The 22,094-nt window shown below is 49.1% G+C and carries 11 protein-coding genes and 1 pseudogene; 2 read left to right on the top strand and 10 right to left on the bottom strand.

Annotated features, from left to right (window positions below):
- Window positions 1-196: 196 nt before the first annotated feature.
- The gene (locus BGX12_RS08085) at window positions 197-2,911 is read right to left on the bottom strand and encodes a cellulase family glycosylhydrolase (protein WP_109735573.1); all 2,715 of its coding nucleotides are present in this window, start codon (window positions 2,909-2,911) and stop codon (window positions 197-199) included.
- A gap of 413 nt (window positions 2,912-3,324) precedes the next feature.
- Complete coding sequence (locus BGX12_RS08095) at window positions 3,325-3,759, bottom strand: hypothetical protein (protein ID WP_199220748.1); 435 nt, start codon at window positions 3,757-3,759, stop codon at window positions 3,325-3,327.
- Between the two features lie 95 nt (window positions 3,760-3,854).
- Between BGX12_RS08095 and mltG the strand changes: the two genes are divergently transcribed.
- Window positions 3,855-4,868: an endolytic transglycosylase MltG gene (gene mltG, locus BGX12_RS08100; protein WP_233246314.1), complete on the top strand. Its 1,014-nt coding sequence runs from the start codon at window positions 3,855-3,857 to the stop codon at window positions 4,866-4,868.
- A 263-nt stretch (window positions 4,869-5,131) separates the two neighbouring features.
- Window positions 5,132-6,469, top strand: coding sequence for an MATE family efflux transporter (locus BGX12_RS08105; protein WP_109735576.1), 1,338 nt, complete (start codon window positions 5,132-5,134; stop codon window positions 6,467-6,469).
- A gap of 15 nt (window positions 6,470-6,484) precedes the next feature.
- Here the strand turns inward: BGX12_RS08105 and BGX12_RS08110 are convergent, their stop codons facing one another.
- The 8 genes and pseudogenes from BGX12_RS08110 to BGX12_RS08145 form a co-directional block, all read right to left on the bottom strand.
- Window positions 6,485-8,761, bottom strand: coding sequence for a patatin-like phospholipase family protein (locus tag BGX12_RS08110; protein ID WP_158278203.1), 2,277 nt, complete (start codon window positions 8,759-8,761; stop codon window positions 6,485-6,487).
- The gene (locus tag BGX12_RS08115; RefSeq protein ID WP_109735578.1) at window positions 8,754-9,755 is read right to left on the bottom strand and encodes an ATPase, T2SS/T4P/T4SS family; all 1,002 of its coding nucleotides are present in this window, start codon (window positions 9,753-9,755) and stop codon (window positions 8,754-8,756) included. The genes BGX12_RS08110 and BGX12_RS08115 overlap by 8 nt, the downstream gene beginning before the upstream one ends.
- Window positions 9,756-9,764: 9 nt before the next feature.
- Window positions 9,765-11,363 (bottom strand): ATPase, T2SS/T4P/T4SS family, encoded by a 1,599-nt coding sequence (locus tag BGX12_RS08120; protein ID WP_109735579.1) that lies wholly within the window; start codon window positions 11,361-11,363, stop codon window positions 9,765-9,767.
- Window positions 11,360-12,163: an ABC transporter permease gene (locus BGX12_RS08125; RefSeq protein WP_109735580.1), complete on the bottom strand. Its 804-nt coding sequence runs from the start codon at window positions 12,161-12,163 to the stop codon at window positions 11,360-11,362. Before BGX12_RS08125 ends, BGX12_RS08120 begins: the two co-directional genes overlap by 4 nt.
- A complete protein-coding gene (locus tag BGX12_RS08130; RefSeq protein WP_233246315.1) occupies window positions 12,150-13,013 on the bottom strand; it encodes an ABC transporter ATP-binding protein in 864 nt (287 codons plus the stop codon). Before BGX12_RS08130 ends, BGX12_RS08125 begins: the two co-directional genes overlap by 14 nt.
- Before the next feature lie 47 nt (window positions 13,014-13,060).
- Entirely contained in the window at window positions 13,061-13,333 is a 273-nt protein-coding gene (locus tag BGX12_RS08135; RefSeq protein WP_109735582.1) for a hypothetical protein, read from the bottom strand.
- A 422-nt stretch (window positions 13,334-13,755) separates the two neighbouring features.
- A pseudogene (locus BGX12_RS08140) lies at window positions 13,756-15,213 on the bottom strand (DASS family sodium-coupled anion symporter); the annotation flags it as partial.
- 118 nt (window positions 15,214-15,331) lie between these two features.
- Complete coding sequence (locus BGX12_RS08145; RefSeq protein ID WP_109735584.1) at window positions 15,332-22,030, bottom strand: hypothetical protein; 6,699 nt, start codon at window positions 22,028-22,030, stop codon at window positions 15,332-15,334.
- Between the last annotated feature and the right edge of the window lie 64 nt (window positions 22,031-22,094).

Below are 22,094 nucleotides of genomic sequence, written 5' to 3' on the forward strand. Positions count from 1 at the left end.
TCCTCTTGTTTAATCCAATCTCTTCATCCACCAATCCAAAGATAGATTTTTACCCTCTAAATCCTAGTATTCCGCCTTGTACATCAAAACAACTGTATTAACTGTTACATCGTTTGTGATATAGGTCAAATAAAAAGACACCCACTTTTTCAGCAGGTGCCTTGGATGAAAATTTCAGAATGTTTCGTTACGTATTTTATTTCAGCGCAACACGTTTCATCATGTTGTCGGAACCGGAACGAACACGGACGATGTAGTTACCAGTTGCCAGACTTTCCAGAGAAACTTCACCCTGAACATTACGGAAACTCTTTACCGGACGGCCCTGCATATCGAACACATCCACATTTGCAAAGCTTACGCCAGAAATCTGGAGAGAACGACCGATGAGGTTAGCGCCAATCCTGGAGAGGGCGGCAATATCACCGATATCCAGAACACTTCCTCTAGAGGAACTGCTTCTGGGCTTCACCGTTGCGCTAGAACTGCTTGCGGGAGCAACGATCTTAAGGCCTTCGCACTTGAAGTTATCCACATAGAGGTAGTTGGGAACTGCGGATTCACCCTTCACTTCCCAGTGGAATGCGGAAACCTTATTCTTGCTGAGAGCAACTTCTTCACCCCAACCAGCCTGTTCCAGGTCAGCCCATGCGATAGAAGCTGTAGTCCAGGAGGTAGAAGCCGGAACTGCTGCCGTGTGGCGGTCATAACTGGTAACCGCGCCCTTGCCATCGCCGGCAAGAATTGCCTTGAAATTATGGGCCGCACCGATGTAATCGTAAGAAATGGACCTGCAGCTGGAGAGATCATATGCAGCATCTTCCTTTGCAAGATTCAAGCCAAGAGCAACATACGGATCATAAGCATTTCCACCCTGATCCAGCTTAATATCCTTAAGGCCACCCATCGTGGTAGAGCCGTTAGTAGCCGGGAAGATTACTACGTAACCACCATTTTCCACATCTTCTTCATTTGCGAAGGTAGAGGCGCCCTTGTCGCCCTTATCGTTATAGGCAAACCAGTAGCCGCTGGTATAGGCCTGATTGTCGCCGTCTTCGAAGTCATCCACCATGCCAGTTGCCGCAACAGTTGCGCTAGAAGTAGGCTTAACAGAGCTAGAGGAAGCGACAACAGAAGAACTGCTGGACTTTACAACAGAGCTGGAGCTACGGACAACCGTGGAGCTGGAAGACTTCGGAGTGCTACTAGAAGAACTGGGAGTGGCGACCACGTTGATAGACATACCATCGCACATGAAATCGTCAATGTAGAGGTAGTCGTACTTCAAGGTTGTGGTAGGTTCGTCATCGTCACCCTTCACTTCCCAGGCAAACTTGTTCACAGTATTCTTGAACTTGGAAATGTCAAAGTGTGTTTCAGCTTCTGCAGCACCCCAATTGCCCTGAACCAAATCAGCCCAATCGATGGTCACAGTTTTCCATTCACCCTGGTCAATAAAGCTTGTGGAGTGATAATTGTAGTTTTCAACCTTTGTGGACTGGACCTTAAAGTTATGGGCAGCGCCCTTGTACTTATAGCTGAAGGTCTTGCAAGAAGTCAAGTCGAAAGCGGATTCATCCTTGTTGAGGTTAATACCCAAGGCAATATAAGGAGCATATTCGTTTTCACCCTTAACGAGCTTAATACCTGTAGCGGCCAACATGCCCTTGGTGCTGTTGCTGTTATCAGTGGGGACAACCACAGTCCAGCCTTCTCCATCATCATCGACAACGACCTTGTTGCCAATGGAAGACTGGCCCTTGTCATCCTTATCGGTATAGGCATACCAGACACCACCCGTAAAGGCATACTTGTTCAAATCTTCAAAGTCATCGAACATGTTGGTCTTGCCACCAGATACGACGCCACCAACGCTAGAAGAGGAGGAAGCGGGAATCACAGCACCGGAACGCCAAGGAGCAACCTTTGCCCAATCCTGCAACTTGTTGTAGACATACTTACCAGACTCGGAGTAGCCATCATAGCTCCAATTCTGCGGGTTGGTATAGGAAGACTGATTGGCAAAGATAGATGCACTTTCATCCTTGCTATGAACGGACCAGTTGCACCAGGAAATCTTCTTCTGGTCAAGATAGGACAGCCATGCGTCAGAATTGGAAGAATTGTAACCGCCATTGCCGCTAGCGTCCACAGTACCCCATTCCGTCACGAAAACGGTGAGGCCAGCCTGAATTGCCTGGTTGATTCCGTTTCTATAGGTGGGAGCGCCATCGTAGGAGCCACCATCCAACTGGTGGGAACCGGCATAGAAATGGAAAGTATAAGCAACGTTGCTATCCTTAATCGGATTAGAAACAGCTTCACCCGGACGGATGGAATATTCGCTATTACCCACGATAATCAAGTTGTCGGTACCACCATTCTGACGAATCACAGGAATAACCTGATCCGCATAAGTCTTGATAGTACTCCACATGTTTTTACCCATGGGTTCATTATAAATTTCAAAAATTACGTTGGGGTATTTTCCCCACTTGCTGGCCATGGTCTTGAAGAAGGCCTTTGCATCGTCAGTTTGAATATGAGCCTCATGGGAATGGAAATCGATAATGACATAAATACCGTTATCAATGGCTGCCTGAATGACAGTTTCGTCAACACTCTGCCAGTTGGCCATGGGGCCACCGCCCTTTGTACCGCCGACACCATGAGGAACGCGGATAATTTCAATCTTCCACTTATCCACCAAGTTCTTGATCACGCTGGAAGTATAAAATTCAGAGGACCATACGTCCCAGAACATACTCATACCCTTAAGCTGGACCGGCTGACCAGTCTTGGCACTATAAAGCATGCCTTCTTTAGCCTGGAGCTTGCCATACACGTCTGCAGGACCTGCGGCAAAAAGCGAAGCTGCCAACAAAAGGCAGAAACCAAATATTCTTTTCATAGACAATCCTCTCTCTATGTTAGTCTAATGAATGACACCGAGAGGAAATCTATACCCATGCAAAACAAAAAAAACTTTCCCCAAATGCAAAAACGTACACAACTGTACCCACCGTTATACCATACGAAGCAAGAATACCCAATCCCGAATAAAAAAAGCCCTGCTTATTCAGCAGGGCCGCGTCCCCACATCAACGTCATGCTGTCATATGCAGTCATATGCGGCGGGGAAATGGGTCCTGACGGCAGGGTGGGACAGGAGCATAAGGCGAGATTCGCGGCAAAGCAAGCTTTGCCATGAACGAGCCGAGCATCCTGGCGTTTGCGCCGTCTGGGGGCGGGGGCTGCGCCCCCGCATCCAGAATATGACAAAAGCCCCGCTTGACGGCGGGGCTTTTAGTCATATTCCCAACATTAGTTTTCGTTGTTGCGCATTTCGGTCTGTTCGCGGTCCATAGTGTGCTGGAGGTATTCCTTGAAGTCACGGTCGATGTTCACGCCATCGAAGTCGACATCATCGTTTTCCAACACGAACACTGCAGACGGGTTATCCAGCCAGCCCACGATGTCCTGGTCGTCCAAGGTCATGGACTTATCGCCAGCCTTCTGGGCAACGTATTCAATCTTAGACTTAGGAACCCAACCCTGACCGCAAGAACCCTTAACGAGTACGTCAGTGTCAGCTTCCTTAACGATGGTCATTTCATCATTGAAGCCTGCGGTGCAGACTACAGATCCACCGCCTTTTTCCTTGGTCAGTTCGATGTCACCGAGCTTGGACTTAACCTTATTGGCTGCAAAGGACATGCTGACCAGCATAGCGAGAGCAATAAAGAGCACCTTTTTCATATCAATCCTCAGAAACAGGGTAAAATTTCAAAATGCAATAGGAATATACCTTTTATTTTTCCTTTTCGTCAAATTTTCTTTTAAATTTTTGCTCTATGAAGAAGATTTTACTTGTTTTAGTGCTTATTTTGGCCCTGGCAGCAGGTGCTTTCCTGTTTTACATCCAGCCAAACATGGAAAAAACCTCAAATAATCAAGAAATTGTCCTAATCCAGGTCCCCAAGGGAAGCTCCCCCACAAAAGTGTTCCATATCCTAAAAGACAACGGAATCTGGGATGACGAATTGTCCTATAAGATGATTTGCCGTAAAATAAAGCCGTCCTTGAAGGCCGGTTGGTTTGAAATCCCCCCGAACCAGACTCTACCCCAGGTCCTGGCCATTATTGAAAGCGGCAAGAATGCCGTCAAAAAGGTGACCATCCCCGAAGGTCGCGCCTCCTGGGAAATGCCTGCCTACCTGAAGAAGTCTTTTCCAGACCTGGACGAGAACCGCTGGAACTCCCTGGTCCAGGACAGCAAGTTCGCCAAATCCCTGGGACTCGAAGCTAACACCTTGGAAGGTTACCTCCTTCCGGACACGTACCCCTTCCCCATCGATGCCAACGAAGAAACCATCCTGAAGCAGATGGTGGCTGCAAACCTTAAACTCCGTGACGAGTTCAAGGCCAAGTCCAACGGCTCCATGTGGTCCACCCTGGGTAGCTGGCACAAGGTGCTTACTCTAGCAAGCGTGGTAGAAGAGGAAACCGGTATTCCTTCTGAACGCCCCCTCATTGCAGGAGTGTTCCACAACCGTCTTCGTTTCGGCATGCCCCTGGGTGCAGACCCCACCGTACGATTCATCTTCAGGAACCTGACAGGTCCTATCTACAAGAGCCAGCTGAACAGCGACAGTCCCTACAACACCCGTAAGTTCAAGGGCCTGATGCCCGGCCCCATTTCCAACCCGGGCCGCAAGGCAATCGAAGCTGCCCTCTTCCCCGCTACCACGGACGCTCTTTACTTCGTTGCCAAGGACGACGGTTCCATGACCCATTTCTTCAGCAGCACACTTGCCGACCATAACAAGTACAAGGACGTCGCCGCCAAGAACCGCGGAGAGAAATAAGAGGTATTAAGACGCAGGGGGACACCCCCTGCCACCCCCAAAAAAGAATACGGCTACGCAAACAGAGTTTGCTAGCCTTTTCTTTTTTGTTTGAGTGGACATAAATGTCCTACTCAATGATGTTAAGTTCTTTCCGCGTTTCTATTCCATAACCATTATGCAAGGGGACACCCCTTGAATTTTAAAATCACATTATACAGTTGTATACAAAACGGCTCTTTTTATAGCTAGCAGGGGGCTACGGGCATTTCTAATTTTGGGCCATGCAAAAGTCCGTGCAAGTAAAAGACCGTTCCCTTTTGAGCCTTTCCTGGCCCTTATTCCTCACCTTTGGAATTGCTACCTGCCAGCCCATGATGGATAGCTGGTTCCTGGCCAGAACCTCGGAAACGGCGGCAGCGGGCGTTGGCGCCCTGGGCCCCATTCTCGGAGCCATTTTCATGGCCATTACCGCCTTTTCCCAGGCAGGGGCCAGTATCGCCTCCCAGTTCATGGGCGCAGAACGCCCCCGCCAGGCAGGTACCACCCAGACCATGGTCCTGCTAGGCAGCCTCCTTCTGGGGATAGCCATCATGCTGGTCACACTCCCCCTGTCTCACAACATCGTAAGCTGGATGGGACTTACCGGTGACGCGGCCACTTACGGTTACGAATTCCTGTATATCGTCTCCTTCGGGTTTGCATTCCGTTCCCTGCAGACCACCCTCACGTCTTTAATCGCGACCCACGGACTTACCGGCTGGAACCTGATCGGAAACGTCATCACCATCGTTTCCAACGCCATCATGAACGTAATCTTCCTGAACGGATACCTGGGACTTCCCAAGATGGGCGTGAAGGGTGTGGCTCTTGCCACTATGCTTTCCTGGTTTATTTCCAGCGTGGTACTGTACGTAATCCTGAAGTACAAAATCCATCACAAGATTCGCAACACGGACTTCAAACGTTCCCGCGTGATTTTGCCGGACTGGATCCGCATTGGCGTCCCTGCAGCCGTGGAGCCTGTCAGCTTCCAGATTTTCCAGGTGGTCCTGACCGCCATCATCGTACACCTGGGCATTACCGCCATGACGGCGCGAATCTTCAGTGCAAACTTCGCCATGTTGGCAGTGATCCTAAGTGTCGGCCTCAGCAGCGGAAACCAGATTCTGGTGGCCCACCTGGTAGGCGCCCACGATTTTGACAAGGCCAACAGGCGTCTGCACCAGAGCCTTGCAGCAGGTTGCAGCAGCGGTCTTATCGTTGCAATCCTCGTCGCTCTCTGCGGAACAAAGCTGATGTCCTTTTATACGCTGGACCCTGAAATCCAGCGTCTGGGTCAAATTTGTCTCTGGTGCGATGTGGCCCTGCAGCCCTTCAAGGCCGCCAATATGACTATTACAGCGGCGCTACGTGCAGCAGGCGATTCCAAGTTCCCGGCCATCGTAGGCTCCACCATGATGTGGACTTGCGGTCTAGGCACCGCTCTGCTCCTGGGATTCGTCCTGGATATGGGACTGGCAGGAATCTGGCTGGGCATGGCCGCAGACGAATTCTACCGTTCTATCGTGAATTACATCCGCTGGCGCAAAGGCAACTGGAAAACCCTAGGCGTCGTCTAACCTAGGCGGCCACGTCTAGAATTCGTAATCACCTACACGAATGAAGTAGGTGTGTTCCTGGAAATTTTTCAGGGAGCCAAGGTTATTCTGGTCCACAACACGGTTCATACCCGCATATATGGTGATGGACTTGTAATTAAAGCGCAAGGCTGGTTCCAGAATGAACTTGTTGGGTCTAAGAGTTGCGTAAGGGTTCTCTTCAAAGTCGTGGAAGTACGCCCCGAAAATCCACAGGCCAAAGCGCTTGCTATGGATTGCTGCACTTGCTCGCAGGAGTGCGTATTCATGGGATGCCAGTTCAGGATCGTTCCACTGGCTAGTCCAGGGCGTAGCCTCTCCATGAAGACGATATACGAGGTCCAGAGGAGCATATCCAAAAGATTCCGGAACTACGTATCCATAACCATCTTCGCGATAGCGTTCAATGCCTGCAGATGCCCCCACCGTAAAGGTTGCAAAAGGTCTGGGAGAAACCGTATAACGAGAATCCAAAATAAGCTTCCAGTATATGGGGACAACGTCATTCACGCCAAAATCAAAGCCAATACTTTCTAGGCCCACGAAACCATCTACAGCCAAGCCTTTAGTAGAGAACCACTTGTCATCCTCCCCCTTCTTGAAGCTGTAATGAATTGCAGGGGAAACGGGATAAGTCCTTATGGACTTATTGCCATAGTAAAGATCCAATTCAAAAATTCGCTGACCGAAAAGGAAATCCAGGGAGACCTTCTGTTCCTGATTCAAGCTATACATCAGGGACATGGTAAAGTCATTACGTTCTTCGGAACAGATACGCAAGGAGGATCTGATGTCATTGTTGAAGCTCTTCAACGGGACCAGTTTCATCAGGTCATAGCCCACCTGAACCGCCCAATGCTTGTTCCACAATCTGGAAAAAGCCAGACGGGGCGTAAACCCGTAGGAAGATCCTCCCCAGAAGCCTTTCAAGGACAACTGTATTTCCATCTGGTCGATGTAATTGACGGTTGCCTCCAGATAGCCATTTGCCCCAATCACATTGGAACCGAACACCCCTGCAGCAAGGTCAAAAGTAGGATGCACCGCAGTTCCTACCAGCAATTCCCCATTAGGCTGCATCAAGAAAAGGAGAGAGTCATAAGCAGGATTTTCCGCAACACTTAAAGCGAAGTTTATAGGTGCAGCAAATCCAGTATCCGTTTCCGCCCAGTGAGACTGTACAGCTGTCAGCACTTCCGCAGACACACCATCAAAGGACGGCGTAAACCGGAACCAGGGCAAGGCAGAGGCGTTATGATTCTTGGAGTAATCCACCTTACGGTTTGCCAGTCGTTCCATTTCAGGAAGCTTGCGTTCCAACGCAGTAAAGCCCGCCTGGATCCAGGCATTGCGGGCGGTATCCAGAATAGAATGGGAACGGATGATAACGCCAGGTTGCGTAGCCAAGGTGGCCGCCGCCTGCTTAAGCAAGATGCCCTTACGATCATCCCCCTTAAATTCACTACGGAGAGGTTCAGCAACAGCAATAAGAGATATCTCGTCGGCACGGTCCTCTAGAGGAATCGCATAGTGAGGGCAGATTTCTCCGGAAATTTCACCTGAGGTATTCGACTCATTCCACAGAGGCAGACTGTTAATGACCGCCTCCACGGAATTTCCTCGAGAGGTACCATCACAACCCTGCACGGAGAACGGTATAGTCTGCTTGCCACGCTGACGGTAGAGAATTTCCTGAAAGCGAAGGCGCGCAAGAGAATGTTCCATATAAGTCGAATCCATTTCCAGAGGGAGCAGCTTTCGTGCTGCATGACCAGCGGAATCTACCCGCAGGGAGAATCGCTGACGAAATGCAGGAACGCCCTTAGGTGAAACGGCTATTTCCTGACCTTCCCTGGAATGCATTTTCTTCAAGGTTAGATCTCGCCCTACAAAGGATACGATGGCAGGATCCAACAGCAGTCTCTGAATTTCATCTACCGCAATACCACGGCTCCAGAGGGAACCAACCCAGGCGCCCCAGGACGTACCCACAATGGAATCCACAGGAATGCCGTATTCCTCGATGGCGTAAAGGACCCCGAGATAATACCACGGGGAACGATCACCGCCCCCTAGATAAAGAACGGATTTCGCATCACTGGCGGAAAGCGGAGCTGCACTCTTCTGTGCGGTGGAATCCAGGGATTTCGCAAAGACATCCAATACCGGAATGTCCGCCTGAGCCGTAGAGTCGATTGCTTCCCCGGCAAAAGCGGATACGGCAAAAAGGGCTGCAAGAGCAACCCCCTTCACCCCGTGCGTAAAATTACCCAAGAACCGCAGGATTGGAAACATACTTACCTGCATCTTCCTTGGCGACATAACCAGACTGAACCAAGGAGGCCAGGCAGTCATCCATCAGGAGCATTCCTTCGGAAGCAGATGCGGAAATAATGGAAGGCAGGGAGAACAATTCTCCACTACGGATGCGGGAAGATACGTTCTGTGAACCAAAGAGAACTTCCCATGCCGGGATACTGCTGTTCTCGGCACCGGGCAGCAAGCGCTGCACCACAACAGCCTTCAATACAGAAGCAAGCATGTTACGGGCCAAGTCACGTTCTTCGTCAGCAACGTCAGAGAGAAGAGCTTCCAGAGCGCCCACCGTATTGCCGGCCGTAACAGTCAACACCACCAGGGCACCAGCTTCAGCAGCTTCCAGAATAGGAATCAGCGGGAGACCTTCAAAGTCACCCATCCACATCAGGTCCGAACCACTACGGAGGGCCTGGGTCATCTTGTCCGTCACGCAACCAAAGGAATCCTTCAAGAGAAGGCTCTCGCCAGTCTTAATGGGAAGTTCGTCTGCGGAAGCCAGATTGTTTACGCGAAGAATTGCGGACTGGCATAGGGCGGAAACGTAAGCGGAAGCAGTTGTAGTCTTGCCACTGCAGGCAGGGCCGGCAAACACCACAAGACCGCTGTTCAGGCCAAGCATACTCTCCATGGTAGGAGGAGCGCCAAGGGAGCTAAAGTCAGGGCATTCCTCCAGCAAGGGGCGGAACACGGCCGTGTTACCAAGAGCAGTCCTATTGTAGCGAACACGCCAGCGGGATCCACTCCAAGGGCCAGCGATAACAGAACCGCTTTCGGCATCCATGGCGCCGATAAAACTACGGAGTGTGCCGGGCTCTACGGAGGGAGCGTCGGGAATGGCACAAACTTTTCCGGACAGGCGAACAGCAGAAGCCGCACCTTCGGAAATAATCAATTCACTGGCACCCACATTCAGGGCATATTCCAACAAGGATTCAATTTCTGTCGCCATAAATCCTCCTTACTTTGTGGGACGGTAAGAGACGAAGCGCCTCGAATCGCAAGAACGTTTCCAGGCTTCCATGCCGTCGATATAACCAGATTCAACACACTTCTGCAGAGAGTCGTCCAGAGTAATGCCCTGATCCTTCTGGCTGCTGATTGCGGCTGTAATCTGAGCCACACTGCCACGGCGAATCAAGTTTGCCATGGGAGACGTCATACGAACGGCTTCTACCGCAAGGACCTGACCCTGATTCTGAACCACAGGCACCAGATGCTGCACCACAACACCCTTCAACTGATCAGCCAAGGTATTGGCAAAGGCAATACGGTTCTTTTCCGGGACAGAGCTCATGAGTCTGGAAAGGAGGGAGTGAACATTATTGCCAGAAGCAACAGCAAAGACAAGGGCGCCTGCATTGGCGGCGTTCAAAAGCGCGGCAAGCTCCTCGTAGGTTTCCACATGGTCAAAGAGAATCACATCGGCGCCAGACTGTACTGCCAGGGATATACCCTCCAGGCCCGTATGGACATGGAGACCCACTTCACGCTGGGCAATTGCGCCATTGGGATTCTGGAGGATTCGCTCGATAGGCTTTTCAACCGTCTGGATATAGACATTACGATTTGCCGCAATAGTTTCGGCAAAGGCGGTCATAGTAGTAGAGCGACCACTTGCAGAAGGACCCGCAATCAACACCAAGCCACTGTTCAATTCCGTAAAGCGGTTGCAGAAAGTCGGCAAGTACAAGTTGTCAATAGAAGTCGATTCCGTAGGGATGACGCGTACGGAAATGCTGGGAGTCGTATTATCCCAGGTAACCGTCACACGGGCGCGTCCCACACCGGGAAGTCCAATGGTCTTACTGAAATTCTTGCCCACGACAATCTTGTAGCCATCGGAGAATCCCTTGGCAGCTTCGTTCAGGCGGTCGCTAATGCGGGACAGGTCCAGGGGCTGCTCGGAAGCCACAAAGAGGACACCGGACTGGCGCATGACAACAGGGCGGTCAGCAAACAGGTAAATGTCCGTCGCATTGAACTTGCGTGCAAACGCAATAAGCTGGGAGAGGTTCGTCATGGGACGGATCGTCTCGGGCGCTTCCACCGGTTCGCCTTCCCCTGTGGCCAGAGCAAAACGGCGCGGCAGCTTGCCTTCGTCTTCTTCATTCGCTTCCGCATCAAATTCCACCTGGACGGTCCCCATGCTGGTCGTTTCAAGACCAGCCACCGCCTCCACCTCTACATTAGAGGAAGACGAGGATTCTCCATAGGGATTGTTGCCTTCAATCTGGAAGGCAGGCTGTTCGGGTTCCTTAGGGGCGGCAGATGCAGCCTTGGGAGTGGGCGTAACGGACTTGCGTGCAGGAGCGGCCGTAGGCGCCGATTGCACAGGTGCCGGCGCCGGCTCTACAGGAGCAGCGGCAGCATTCTTTGCCTCGATGTTCTTGACGAAAGCAAGGACCTTGGCATAAATACTTTCGGAAATAATACCTGCTTCGACCAGGACCTGACCAATATCCTTCTGGTCATTCGCCTGAGCCCAATGGGAGTTAATCTGATCCTCGGTCACCATCTTGTTGTGAACAAGGACCTTAGCCATATACTGGTTTCTCATAGGAAATCCCTCCTGCTAAACCACCAGCTAGCAATTGCCAGGAATACACCTACGTAGCCTAAAGCATACACGGTATTCCAGAACAAATACATGTCCGGCAGTGCAACACCGTGAACCACATAGCTAGTCACGTTGTAGCGGTAAAGACCAGGGAAAACCGCATGGATAGCAACAGCGGCCTTCTCAAAAAGTGCGCTGGACGAGGCGTCCATTTCACCCATGCGAGCGGCGAAACGAACCTGCTCCAGAAGCTGGTTGCTTAAATGACCAGCCATGTAGACGCCAAGAGTGAACAAGGCACTCAATACCGTACTGCTAAAGCTACTGAACAGCAAGGCGACTGCGATAACAACAGCCATCTCGCAGAAAATCAAATAAACAGCAATTAGCAGACTTGCTGTAGGATCAGAACCCGTCACAAGCAAAGTCAGGTAGAAAATCACGGTCAGGAGGACCAGATGGACAGCCACCACCGCCAGAAGACCAAAGTACTTACCCACAATAAACGCAGCACGGGTAATGGGCTTAGAAAGCAAGGTAAGGACAGTACGCCTCTGAATTTCCTTCTGCACCAGGCTGATGCCCACGAAGATGGAAATCAGAAGCCCCGACAGGCTCATGATGGAGAGCGTGGTTGACTTGATCACGTAGGCGCGGTCAAAGACGGACCATTCCCCCAGGACAATGCTGAACAAGGCAAGAGCCACAGCAAAGAAGCCGATGTTGTAAAGGATCTTATCGCGAATGGATTCGCGGAAAGTATTCAAGGCAATGACGAAAATGTGATTAAGCGTCTGCACGAGCAATCTCCTCCGTCAAAATATCTTCAAGACTGGGGCGCTTATGCTCCATACGTTCAATGGAAATGTTCTTGTCCAGACAATACCTGAGCAGGCGATCGCGGGCGGCGTCATCTTCACAGATACATTCCTGGGGATGGCCGGCGGGAGTTACACCCTGGGGCAGATCCTGCAGGAGAATTCCCTGACGGGTTCGAACATGGTATTCAACGCCACAGGCATTAGTGATTTCATCCACCGTACCTTCGCGGACAATGCGACCATCCACGATCATCGCCACACGGTGGCTGATGGCTTCCACATCGCTAAGCAAATGGCTGGAGTAGAATACGGTCACACCCATGTTGTTCAGTTCCTGAATGGCACTGCGAACATCACGACGACCCACCGGATCAAGACCACTCATAGGTTCGTCCAGAATCAAGAGCTTCGGCTTGCTCAGGATAGACTGAGCAATACCCACACGTTGCATCATGCCCTTGGAATAGGAACGAAGACGGCGGTCAATCCAGTCCTTATTTGCATGGAGCAATTCCAGGGACCATTCAATCCGCTTGTCCAGTTCAGTTCCCTGCAGCCCCACCAGCTTGCCATAGAACTTCAGCAGTTCACGGCCTGTGAGATAGTCATAGAAATAAGGCTGTTCCGGAGAGTAGCCAATAAAAGACCTACTCTTCACATCGCGGGGACTTACGCCATTCACCAGCACCTTGCCGGAATCATAGCGCAAAAGACCTGTCAACACCTTGATGGTGGTAGACTTTCCGGCCCCGTTAGGACCAATAAAACCAAAAACCTGGCCCGGTTCCACCTTAAAACTCACATCCTTCAATGCAAGCTTCGGTTTCATCAGGAAACCCGACCTATACGTCTTATGCAAATGCTCGATCTGAATCATTAGTTTTCGCCATCCTTATGGAGGCCACCAAAGGCTCTTTCCTGTGCTTCTTCAATTTCACGACGGCGACGATCCGCACGTTCCTTCTTGTTCACGAAGAAATAAATTACGGCACCCACCATGTAAACACCGATACCAGTGTAGAAAAAGGGGTTAATCGTCGTAGCGCCCGGGAACAAGTCTACAATCAAATTCTGACCAAACAAGCTGATCAGAACAACAACAAAACCCAAAGCTCTAAGAACGTAGGTAGCAATCACCAATTTTCGCATGTATATACCTCAAAACGACGCTCCTTCCGAAGCGCATTTTCTTTTTAGGGAAAAATACACTTTTCAGAGGAAATAGTTAAACCAATCTTTACAAATTTAGGGCTAAATCCGCTCGTAATAAAAGAAAAGGCCCCGACACCAGTCGGGGTCCTAAACTTTTCTGCAGACCTTAGGTCTAAAGTTTACTTTGCAGCTTCTGCAGCGGGTGCTTCAGCCTTGACTTCTTCAGCAGCAGCAGGTGCGGCAGCGGCGGAGTCAACAACTTCGACCTTTGCAGCGGAGTCAGCCGGCAGAGCAACAGTGCTATCAGCAACAGCGGATTCTACAGCAGCGCTTTCAGCAACAGGTGCTGCAGCGGCAGGAGCCGGTGCTTCAACTGCGGCAGGTGCGGCAGCTTCTTCAGCCTTCGGAGCCGGAGTGCCAAAGAAGTGAACGTTTGCCAGGAGAATCATCATGCCCCAAGAGAGTACGAGGCCAACGAGCCCCATCACAACGCCAGTGATTGCCATACCCTTGGTATCGGTGTAACCGGTAGCATGGGCAAGAGCGTTAGGCGGAGTGGAAATCGGCATGGACATACCGAGGGAGGAAGCAAAGGCGACAGAAACCAGGAGAGCGGTAACACCACCGAGGCCAACCAGGTTGTCCTGGCAAGCAATGCCAACTGCGCAAAGAATAGGAACGAGGAGAGTTGCAGTAGAGGTATGGCTCATGAAGTTAGCCATGAACAAGCAGATGATACCGCAACCGATCATGAGAGCAACCGGAGACCAGCTTGCAAACGGAATAGTCTTGATCAAGTGAGCGGCAAGACCAGTAGCGTTGAGGCCAACACCGAGAGCAAAGCCACCAGCAACGAGCCACAGAACGTCCCAGCTCATTTCGTTCAAGTCCTTCTTGGTGATAACACCAGTCAGGGCGAACACGGCCATAGGAATCATAGCAATAGCGTTATCGTTGATACCGTGGACACCCTTACCGGTAACCCACAGGAGAACGCAGAGAACGAAAGTGATGTAAACGATGATTGCCTTGGGGCTGGTATCGAACTTGCCAGCACCTTCAATGTTCAGAACCATCTGCTTCATCTTGATGGGGTAAATCTTCATGAGGAGAACCCATGCGATCACCATGAGGATGATAACGTACGGAACACCGAAAGCCATCCACTGACCGAAGGAAACCGGGTTTGCAGCCAGGTCGCCGCGAGCGATAGCGTCGTTCAAAGCACCAAGAGCGATAGCGTTAGGAGGAGTGCCGATCGGGGTACCCATACCACCGATGTTTGCACCAAGAGGAATAGCGAGAGCAAATGCTGCTTTACCGCGGTCATCTTCGTCGAAGAGCTTGAGCACCGGAGCGAGGATGGCGAGCATCATAGCTGCGGTAGCGGTGTTGCTCATGAACATGGAGAACACTGCAGTGATGAGCATGAGGCCGAGAAGCACGAACTTCGGATTCTTGCCGAAGGGCTTCAGGAGCACGCGAGCCAAGTTCAAGTCCAGCTTGTACTTGGTAGCGGCAGCAGCCAGGAAGAAGCCACCCAGGAACAGCATGATGATCGGGTTAGCAAAAGTAGCCATCACAGACTTGTGGCTAATCATGGTAACACCGTCAACACGGAACGGAGAGAGGGCGGAGTCAGACATGGTGATGATCATAAGAACGATCACCAGCATGGAGGTGGACCAAATCGGGAACGGTTGGAGAATCCAGAAGAGAGCGGCCATGACGAATACGCCAATGACGCGGATTTCCAGCGGGTTCAGGATGCCCATGGGGCTTGCTGCGTCGAAACCGAGGGATTCGTACGGCAAGTAGAGAGCAACAACTGCAAGAATTGTTGCAATAACGAATTTGATGAATTTAGCCTTTGTCATAGTGCGCGCAAATTTAGAATAAAAGCACCCCTATGGCAATGTTTGTAACGTTAAAAAAGGCTTCCGATTTTTCGGAAGTCTTTTTTTATCAAAAACGGCGTTTTTTGGCTAATTTAGGCTATTTTGCCAGAAATTTTCCAGAAGCCTGCTGACTTGCCACACGAACGCGGACAAAATACAGTCCAGATTTCGGGATATTCATATGGACTTCGTTCCTGCCGGAGATTGCCTTGCCGGAACTGGAGCTCATCTTCTTGCCATCAAGACCAGCAACTTCAGCCACAAATCGGCTACCGGACAGTTCTGCAGGCACGTTGAAGGAAACATTCACCATGCTACCCTGCTGCACCATCTTCAGACCGGAAACAGATGTTGCCAGCTGAGCTTCAGACTTGACCACCTGAACCTTCACGCTCTTGGAAAGGCTCTTGAGGGCTACCGGCAATTCCTGACCATCAGTCATTTCGACCGTACGTTCGTCTACTGTGACAAACAGGCGATAACCAAGAGCGGCTAGGCGATTCATACCTTCGAAGCCAAGGAAGCCTCTGCGGTTGCTGGTAGCGGAAACTTCAAGATTCCAGGTATAGCCATCTTCAGAAACCTGCTTCATGGACTTGGCCAAATGCTTGCGACCTTCCACAATAGAGAGGTTCACATGATCAGCCATGCTTTCAGGAGGTTCTTCCACCTGAGCCATATCGCCTACGCCCAGGACATTCCAACCATCGGTTCTACCCTTCTCATCCTGAAGGATGGCGCGGATAGCCCAGTCAAACTTGCTGTTAGCCTTGGCAAGAGCACGACGTTTTTCACCAGCGCCTTCAGCATTATCCTTTTGGACGTTCGTTTCAAATACGGGAGTCTTGTCCAAGGAAATCGTCGTATTCTTGTCCGTACGAACCCAAATAGCCTGGTAGGGTTCGAGGAACTTAGGAGCAATATCATAGTCGGCAATATCGGGGAGCCAGCACCAGCCAGAATCCACCGGGTTAGCAATGGTCCAGTTATAGGGATTTGCCACCAGGTTCCAGCCGCTGAATTCATTTTCCAGAACCCATTCTGCAGATTCAGGAACTTCAACGTCTTCACGGATTTCCAGGGCACGGCCTTCCAGAGAACTATACCAACCGCCAGTTACCAGAGAGACTTTATCCTCTTCGCCATAAGTTCTATACTGCCAATATTCACCTACGCTGGAATGTTCATCCCACCAGAAGAACACGGCATCGCTATCGGTCCAGTCCACAGACTTCTTGTCAATCACATCGAGAGCAAGCATCTGCCAACCATCCATAGTAGCAGCGACAATCTTATTTGCAACAACAAAGGAGGTATCAAAGGTGGATTCCTTATAGGCATCCCAGATCGTTCCTGTTAAAACGTAACTGCCCGGAGCCAGGGACGTCTTGGTCCAGCTACTGCTATACGGAGCCTCATCCACATCCACAATCATGGAGTCGATTTCGTTACCCATCACATCCAGCAAATCCAAACGGATCTTAGCCTTGCGATCTACATTAAATTCATTGGTCGCAAAACGGACCTGCATTGCATTTCCGGAAACAAGCAGAGTGGGATCAACAAAGACAATTTCAGTCGTATCGTCAGGAGTATCGTCGATTTTATTGAATACAGCCTTCAGGACGCTTGCAAACAGTCGATCGTTGTACAGGGCGTCTCCGTTCTTAATTTCAACGGTATCACCCTTTTCGGCACCACGGCCTGTGTCGTTATAGAAGTACAGGACTTCCGGAACTTCGTAGCCATCATTAGCAACAACATTCACCACATACCAGGTATTCTCAGAAATATCCTGGGGGAACAGCATGGAGTTGTCATCACCAAACTTACGGGTACGAACTACGGAATCCTGGCCAGCCTCATTCTTGACCATCTGGACAATTTCCACACTACCGCCCTTGGCATCGAGAACGAGACGGTTGTAAGGGCCTTCCAGCGTATCCTTTTCAGAAACTTCGTTATCGCAAGCGGCAGCATCACCCCAAACAGCAGTCAGAGTATTTTCACCATCCTTCAAGCCCTCCATCTTTTCGACATCGAAGGAAGTCATGACTTCATTGGAGCCTTCACTCTTCCAGCCCAGCAAGCAACGATCGCTGGTGTACATACCGCTAGGATAGGAGAGATCTTCGCGTTCAATAGTGTAATCACCATGCTCGAAGAATTCCTTTTCATAAATGACACCTGCAGTATCAGGATTATCGAAAGCAATCATGTAGCGAACCGGAGTTGTAACAACACTGAACTGGATGTTACGCATCTTACGGGGATTCAGCACAATCTTTGCGCCATTCTCAAGGGGATATGTTCTAGACACGCGGTTGTTTACAATAGTGGTATCAAAAGTGTACTCAGCGGATTCAATTGCATAACCCTTATCCACAGCAAGTCTTACCGTAAATTCGAAATCAGCATCCACACTAGGAATAAGCATTTCCCCGTCTACAAAACTATGGGAAATGGTATCCACAACAAATCCATCATCCTTGCTACCAATAGACTGAACCAGACGAACGTCACCTAAGGCGGCTTCGTTTATTTTCATAGTCTCGTTGGAAGCATTTTCCTTATCGAGGATCATGTAAAGCGAATCTTTTTCCGTATAGTAATCTTCGCGGTACATATATTCAGAGATTACATACTTAGAATCAACCGGCGAACAATCGCATCCATCCGCAATCGTTTTAGCAGTATGCCATCCCACGGATTCGCCATTGATAGAATACATCATGGGAACATTAGGCTGATCATCGGAAATTTCTATGCTGTAAATGGCGGTATCACGCCAATCCGTCGGATAGAACCAATCGGAACCCGTTTCACGAGAGAACGTAAAGAAATAAGGAATAGGATCAAACTGAGCAACCAAGTAATGTTCCGTAGGTTCTTTAGGATTATAAGCTTCTACACGGAAGGTCGTATCCGTCCCTATAATCAAACCATAACCCTCTTCCGTCGGCTTATTTGAACGATAGGTTAAGGACTCCAGTTTGTAGCCAGGATTGGGTTCAACATCCACACGGAAAGTCATGGATTCATCGGCAGCAGGAATGGCCAAGGGAGAGGACAATAGGCCATCACCATTCTGTACAAAATCATCGAAGGAATGGGGTCTAGGAACATCCTCTCCACGCTCTTTGTCGTAATAGGATTGCACCAGACTCAATGTTCCATTAGGGATTTCAACTCCTTCATTTGCGATTTCCAGATAAATCTGTCTTAATTCAGGATACTCGTTTTCCCAATGGGAATACATTTTAAAGCCATTGTCTTCATCAATGGTGGCGTTATCCAGAACTTCTTCAGAAAGTTCCCTCGTAAAGTATCTAGCGACATCGCTATCATAATCCGTAGACCATCCCTTGAAAAATCCTTCCGTAGAGTAGATGGAGGGTAACGAAGCCGTCTCCTCGGACGCCAAGGAATGAACGCCTTCCCTCTTCCAGGAATCACCGAAAAACACGTTCATGCCATTAGGCACAAAGGTGATGGTGTAGTCGATAAATTCAACCTTAGGAGAGACATGCATATAAACGACAGGAGTGCTAAATCCATTATTAGCGATCTTCGAGAACGCAAGAATCAAGCTATCCATTACAATCGTTTCATCCCCCTTGAGACTGATAGTCCATTTCCACAAGTTGTCCGATGAATTTCTTCTAATGGAATCCACCAGGCCATCTACAGTTCCGATATAGCGATTCGCCTTCGCAGCAATCACCTTGTCGCTAGTACAGAAATCAAGTGCATTTTCACCATAGCACCCATTAATATTCCGCGCAGTATAATTTTCTTCAAAGCCAACCCACAGGTCAACAGTCCAATCCGTCAGAGCAAAGCCTTTCCCAGTGCGAATTCCAAACTCGGATGTCATATCGGAGTAAGACAAGTCCGTAGGACCTGCAGAATACCTATCATCCGTAAGGATTCCTTTTTCTCCCGAAGAAGTATAGGCATAGGGCATGGCATAAACGTCAATTGAAGACAAGGCATTGGCAAAATAAACATAGGGTAAAGCCTTTACATAAGGGCCTTCACTCACACTCTTGTAGATTACTTGAAGTATATCGGAGTATCCCCTTATGCTTTGATAGATTAACCAGGACAGTTCATTTTTAAAGGATGAAGTCACACTGTAATTGGGGCTAAATTCTAACGGCTCATCGCCACAAATGCTAGCGTCAAGACAATTAAATGCAAAACCATTCAAGCGATAATGTTCAGTTGTTCCAGATTTTACTTGAATGTGAGGAATAAGCTTATTGACATCGGACAACTTTACCTTATTTACCTTGGGTGTGTAGAAAAGAATCTGCTTATCCCCACCATCTTTAAGTTCATAACGGGAGGTTTCATCGTCAATCCAATAGGAAACCACAAATTCCCGATCTTCGTACATGGTATATTGACGATCGTTTTCAAGAATCGAGTCTTTTGACAATACCCCATCCATTACATAATCCCAGTCAAGGGCATTAAATGCGGCAATAAAATCAGGAGACAGTTTTCCTTCGTTTGAAGAGAAAGCAACAAACTGATCCCCCGCATCGGGAGCCATGTAGGGAGCCATAGCCACCTTTTGCGTTACAGTCATCTGGTCAGCCACACGGCTGTAATCCACAGTCAGCATATTTGGCGCATACGGCCTCAGGCGGTTATCATCAACAAATCGAGGATAGTCCTTTCCATCACTCCACCACGACTTATTCAAAACAATCGCATCATTAGAACCCCCTCCTCTTTTACTATACACACCGGCATTCAACGCATGGGCAAAAGCGATAGTCTTCATTGCAGAATCAGAAAGAATTCCATTGTACAAGTATCCGCCTTCCTGCAAGAAAGCTCCTGAAGTCAACAACCAATCTGCATCCATTTCTTCAAGACCGCTTACAGCATTGCGATAATTAAAACAAATACTGGGGAACTCATAGCCTAATTCATTCTCAAAGACCATATTCCAATCTACAACTTCATTATCACTTTCATCATCATAGCGTCCAACAACGCTGGAAACGTTACTATCCTTTACACCAATATGGAAGTTTCCAGCTATAGAAAGGTTTTCTTCCCTTACACGAACATGGCCTACAACAAACCCGGCCAACACACCATCAGGAACGACAATGTCATTCTTCATGACATTGTGGAAAATTTCCATTTTCAGGTTTCCATGCATTGCATTTCCAACCAATCCTCCTACAGCAACATTCCTAGTAGCAGAGACTTTAATCGAACCTAAAACTTCGTTACGATACAACTCCAAAGAGGATCCTTCTCTTCCATCAGCCCCCACTTCGCCACCAATCAAACCGCCAATTTGGGTAGAATCTGTAACAGCAGCGAAGTCAGAAATATTAGCAGTCACATAATCGTTCTTCGCGTTGAGGGCAAGGTTGTTTTCTACATACCCCCAAAGACCACCAATAGCATGGGCACCACGGTTATATGCGGTTCCTATATTAAAGTTAATGGCCACCGTGTCCTCCATGGACGACATGCTACCGAAACTGGTCCCGCCGCCAACAAGTCCACCAACGAACATCTTTTGAAGGAATGTTTCGCCACAAGAGGAAACCGTCCCCCAATCAAGAGTAAGTGATCCTTTATTGTTTTGAAAAGTCAAGTTTTTATCGGCTGATTCACCCACGAACCCACCGATATAATTATCCTCTTCACAAGTAGGGCTTACGATAACCTTTGACGTCACGTTCCGTACATGCGCATAACCACTTAACGACGAACTACCGAACAAGCCTCCCATTCCGCTTCCACGTCCAAGGGTAACCTCAACGGATCCTCCCTCATATTCAAAGTTTCTAACGGAAGTTGTAGCTTTTCCGACAACGCCACCTTCAACTCGATTACGGAAAGCTTCAGATCTAATTTCTGGTCCATCCATACTTTCAAAATTATAAGAAACACTTGCGGCATTATTCACGCCCACAGATACCGCAGAAAGGTTGATGTTTATGAACGAGGAAACTTCAGAAGTTACCGCAGCTACACCACCCAATTTTGAAGAACTAGATATGGCGAGTACGTTACCAATTACGTTGGAATACTCAGGAAAAACAGCATCAGGAGTAGCCACGTCCGTACTAGTCACAGTCACGTTCTTGAAAGAGCCACCGTTTGCAAAAGACACCACAGAACCTACGTCCATACCATAGACCTTAGAGTTCTTTACCGTCACATTTTCAAAGGCAACGTTTTCACTCTTGACAGCGATTACTGCAGCACTTGCTGTTGTCGCTTGTTCGTCATCCGGCAGGCGAGACATTACATAGGCGTTATCGAAAGTAATATCCTTAATGGTACCATTGCTAATCGTATCGATAAGGCCCACAGAAGTCATTTCCAGATCACCAATGGAGCAATAGTTCGAAATAGTCTTGTTATTACCATTAAAGACGATCGATACATCATAGCCATCCACTTCATACACAAGTCTGATGGGAGGCACGTAGGAGCAGGACGGCGATCCATCCCTGCCAACAGAGGGTTCATCGAAGGTGATGTCGGAACCTAGGTTAACCTCATATACGGTAAAAGACCCCGGCTCATACATTGTATGGGCATAGCTCACTTCCGAGACAACCTCTTCCCAGGACAATGAACCATCCGTTCCCTGGGTGATATTACAGATCAACCTGCTAATAGTGCCCGTAGCTTCGTCACCGACATCAGGTACTTCCTTCAGTCCGCATTCCACTTCAAAGGAATTTGCGGCAAAGCCTATGCCAGCCATCCCAAGGACCAGCATGCCAAACAATTTCGAGATCTTTTCCATAAGACTCTCCTTTGTAAACTTTTACACCCAAAGCGGGAGATTTTAACATCAATTTAACTATTTG

The sequence above is a fragment of the Fibrobacter sp. UWR4 genome (assembly GCF_003149045.1).
Taxonomy (GTDB): domain Bacteria; phylum Fibrobacterota; class Fibrobacteria; order Fibrobacterales; family Fibrobacteraceae; genus Fibrobacter.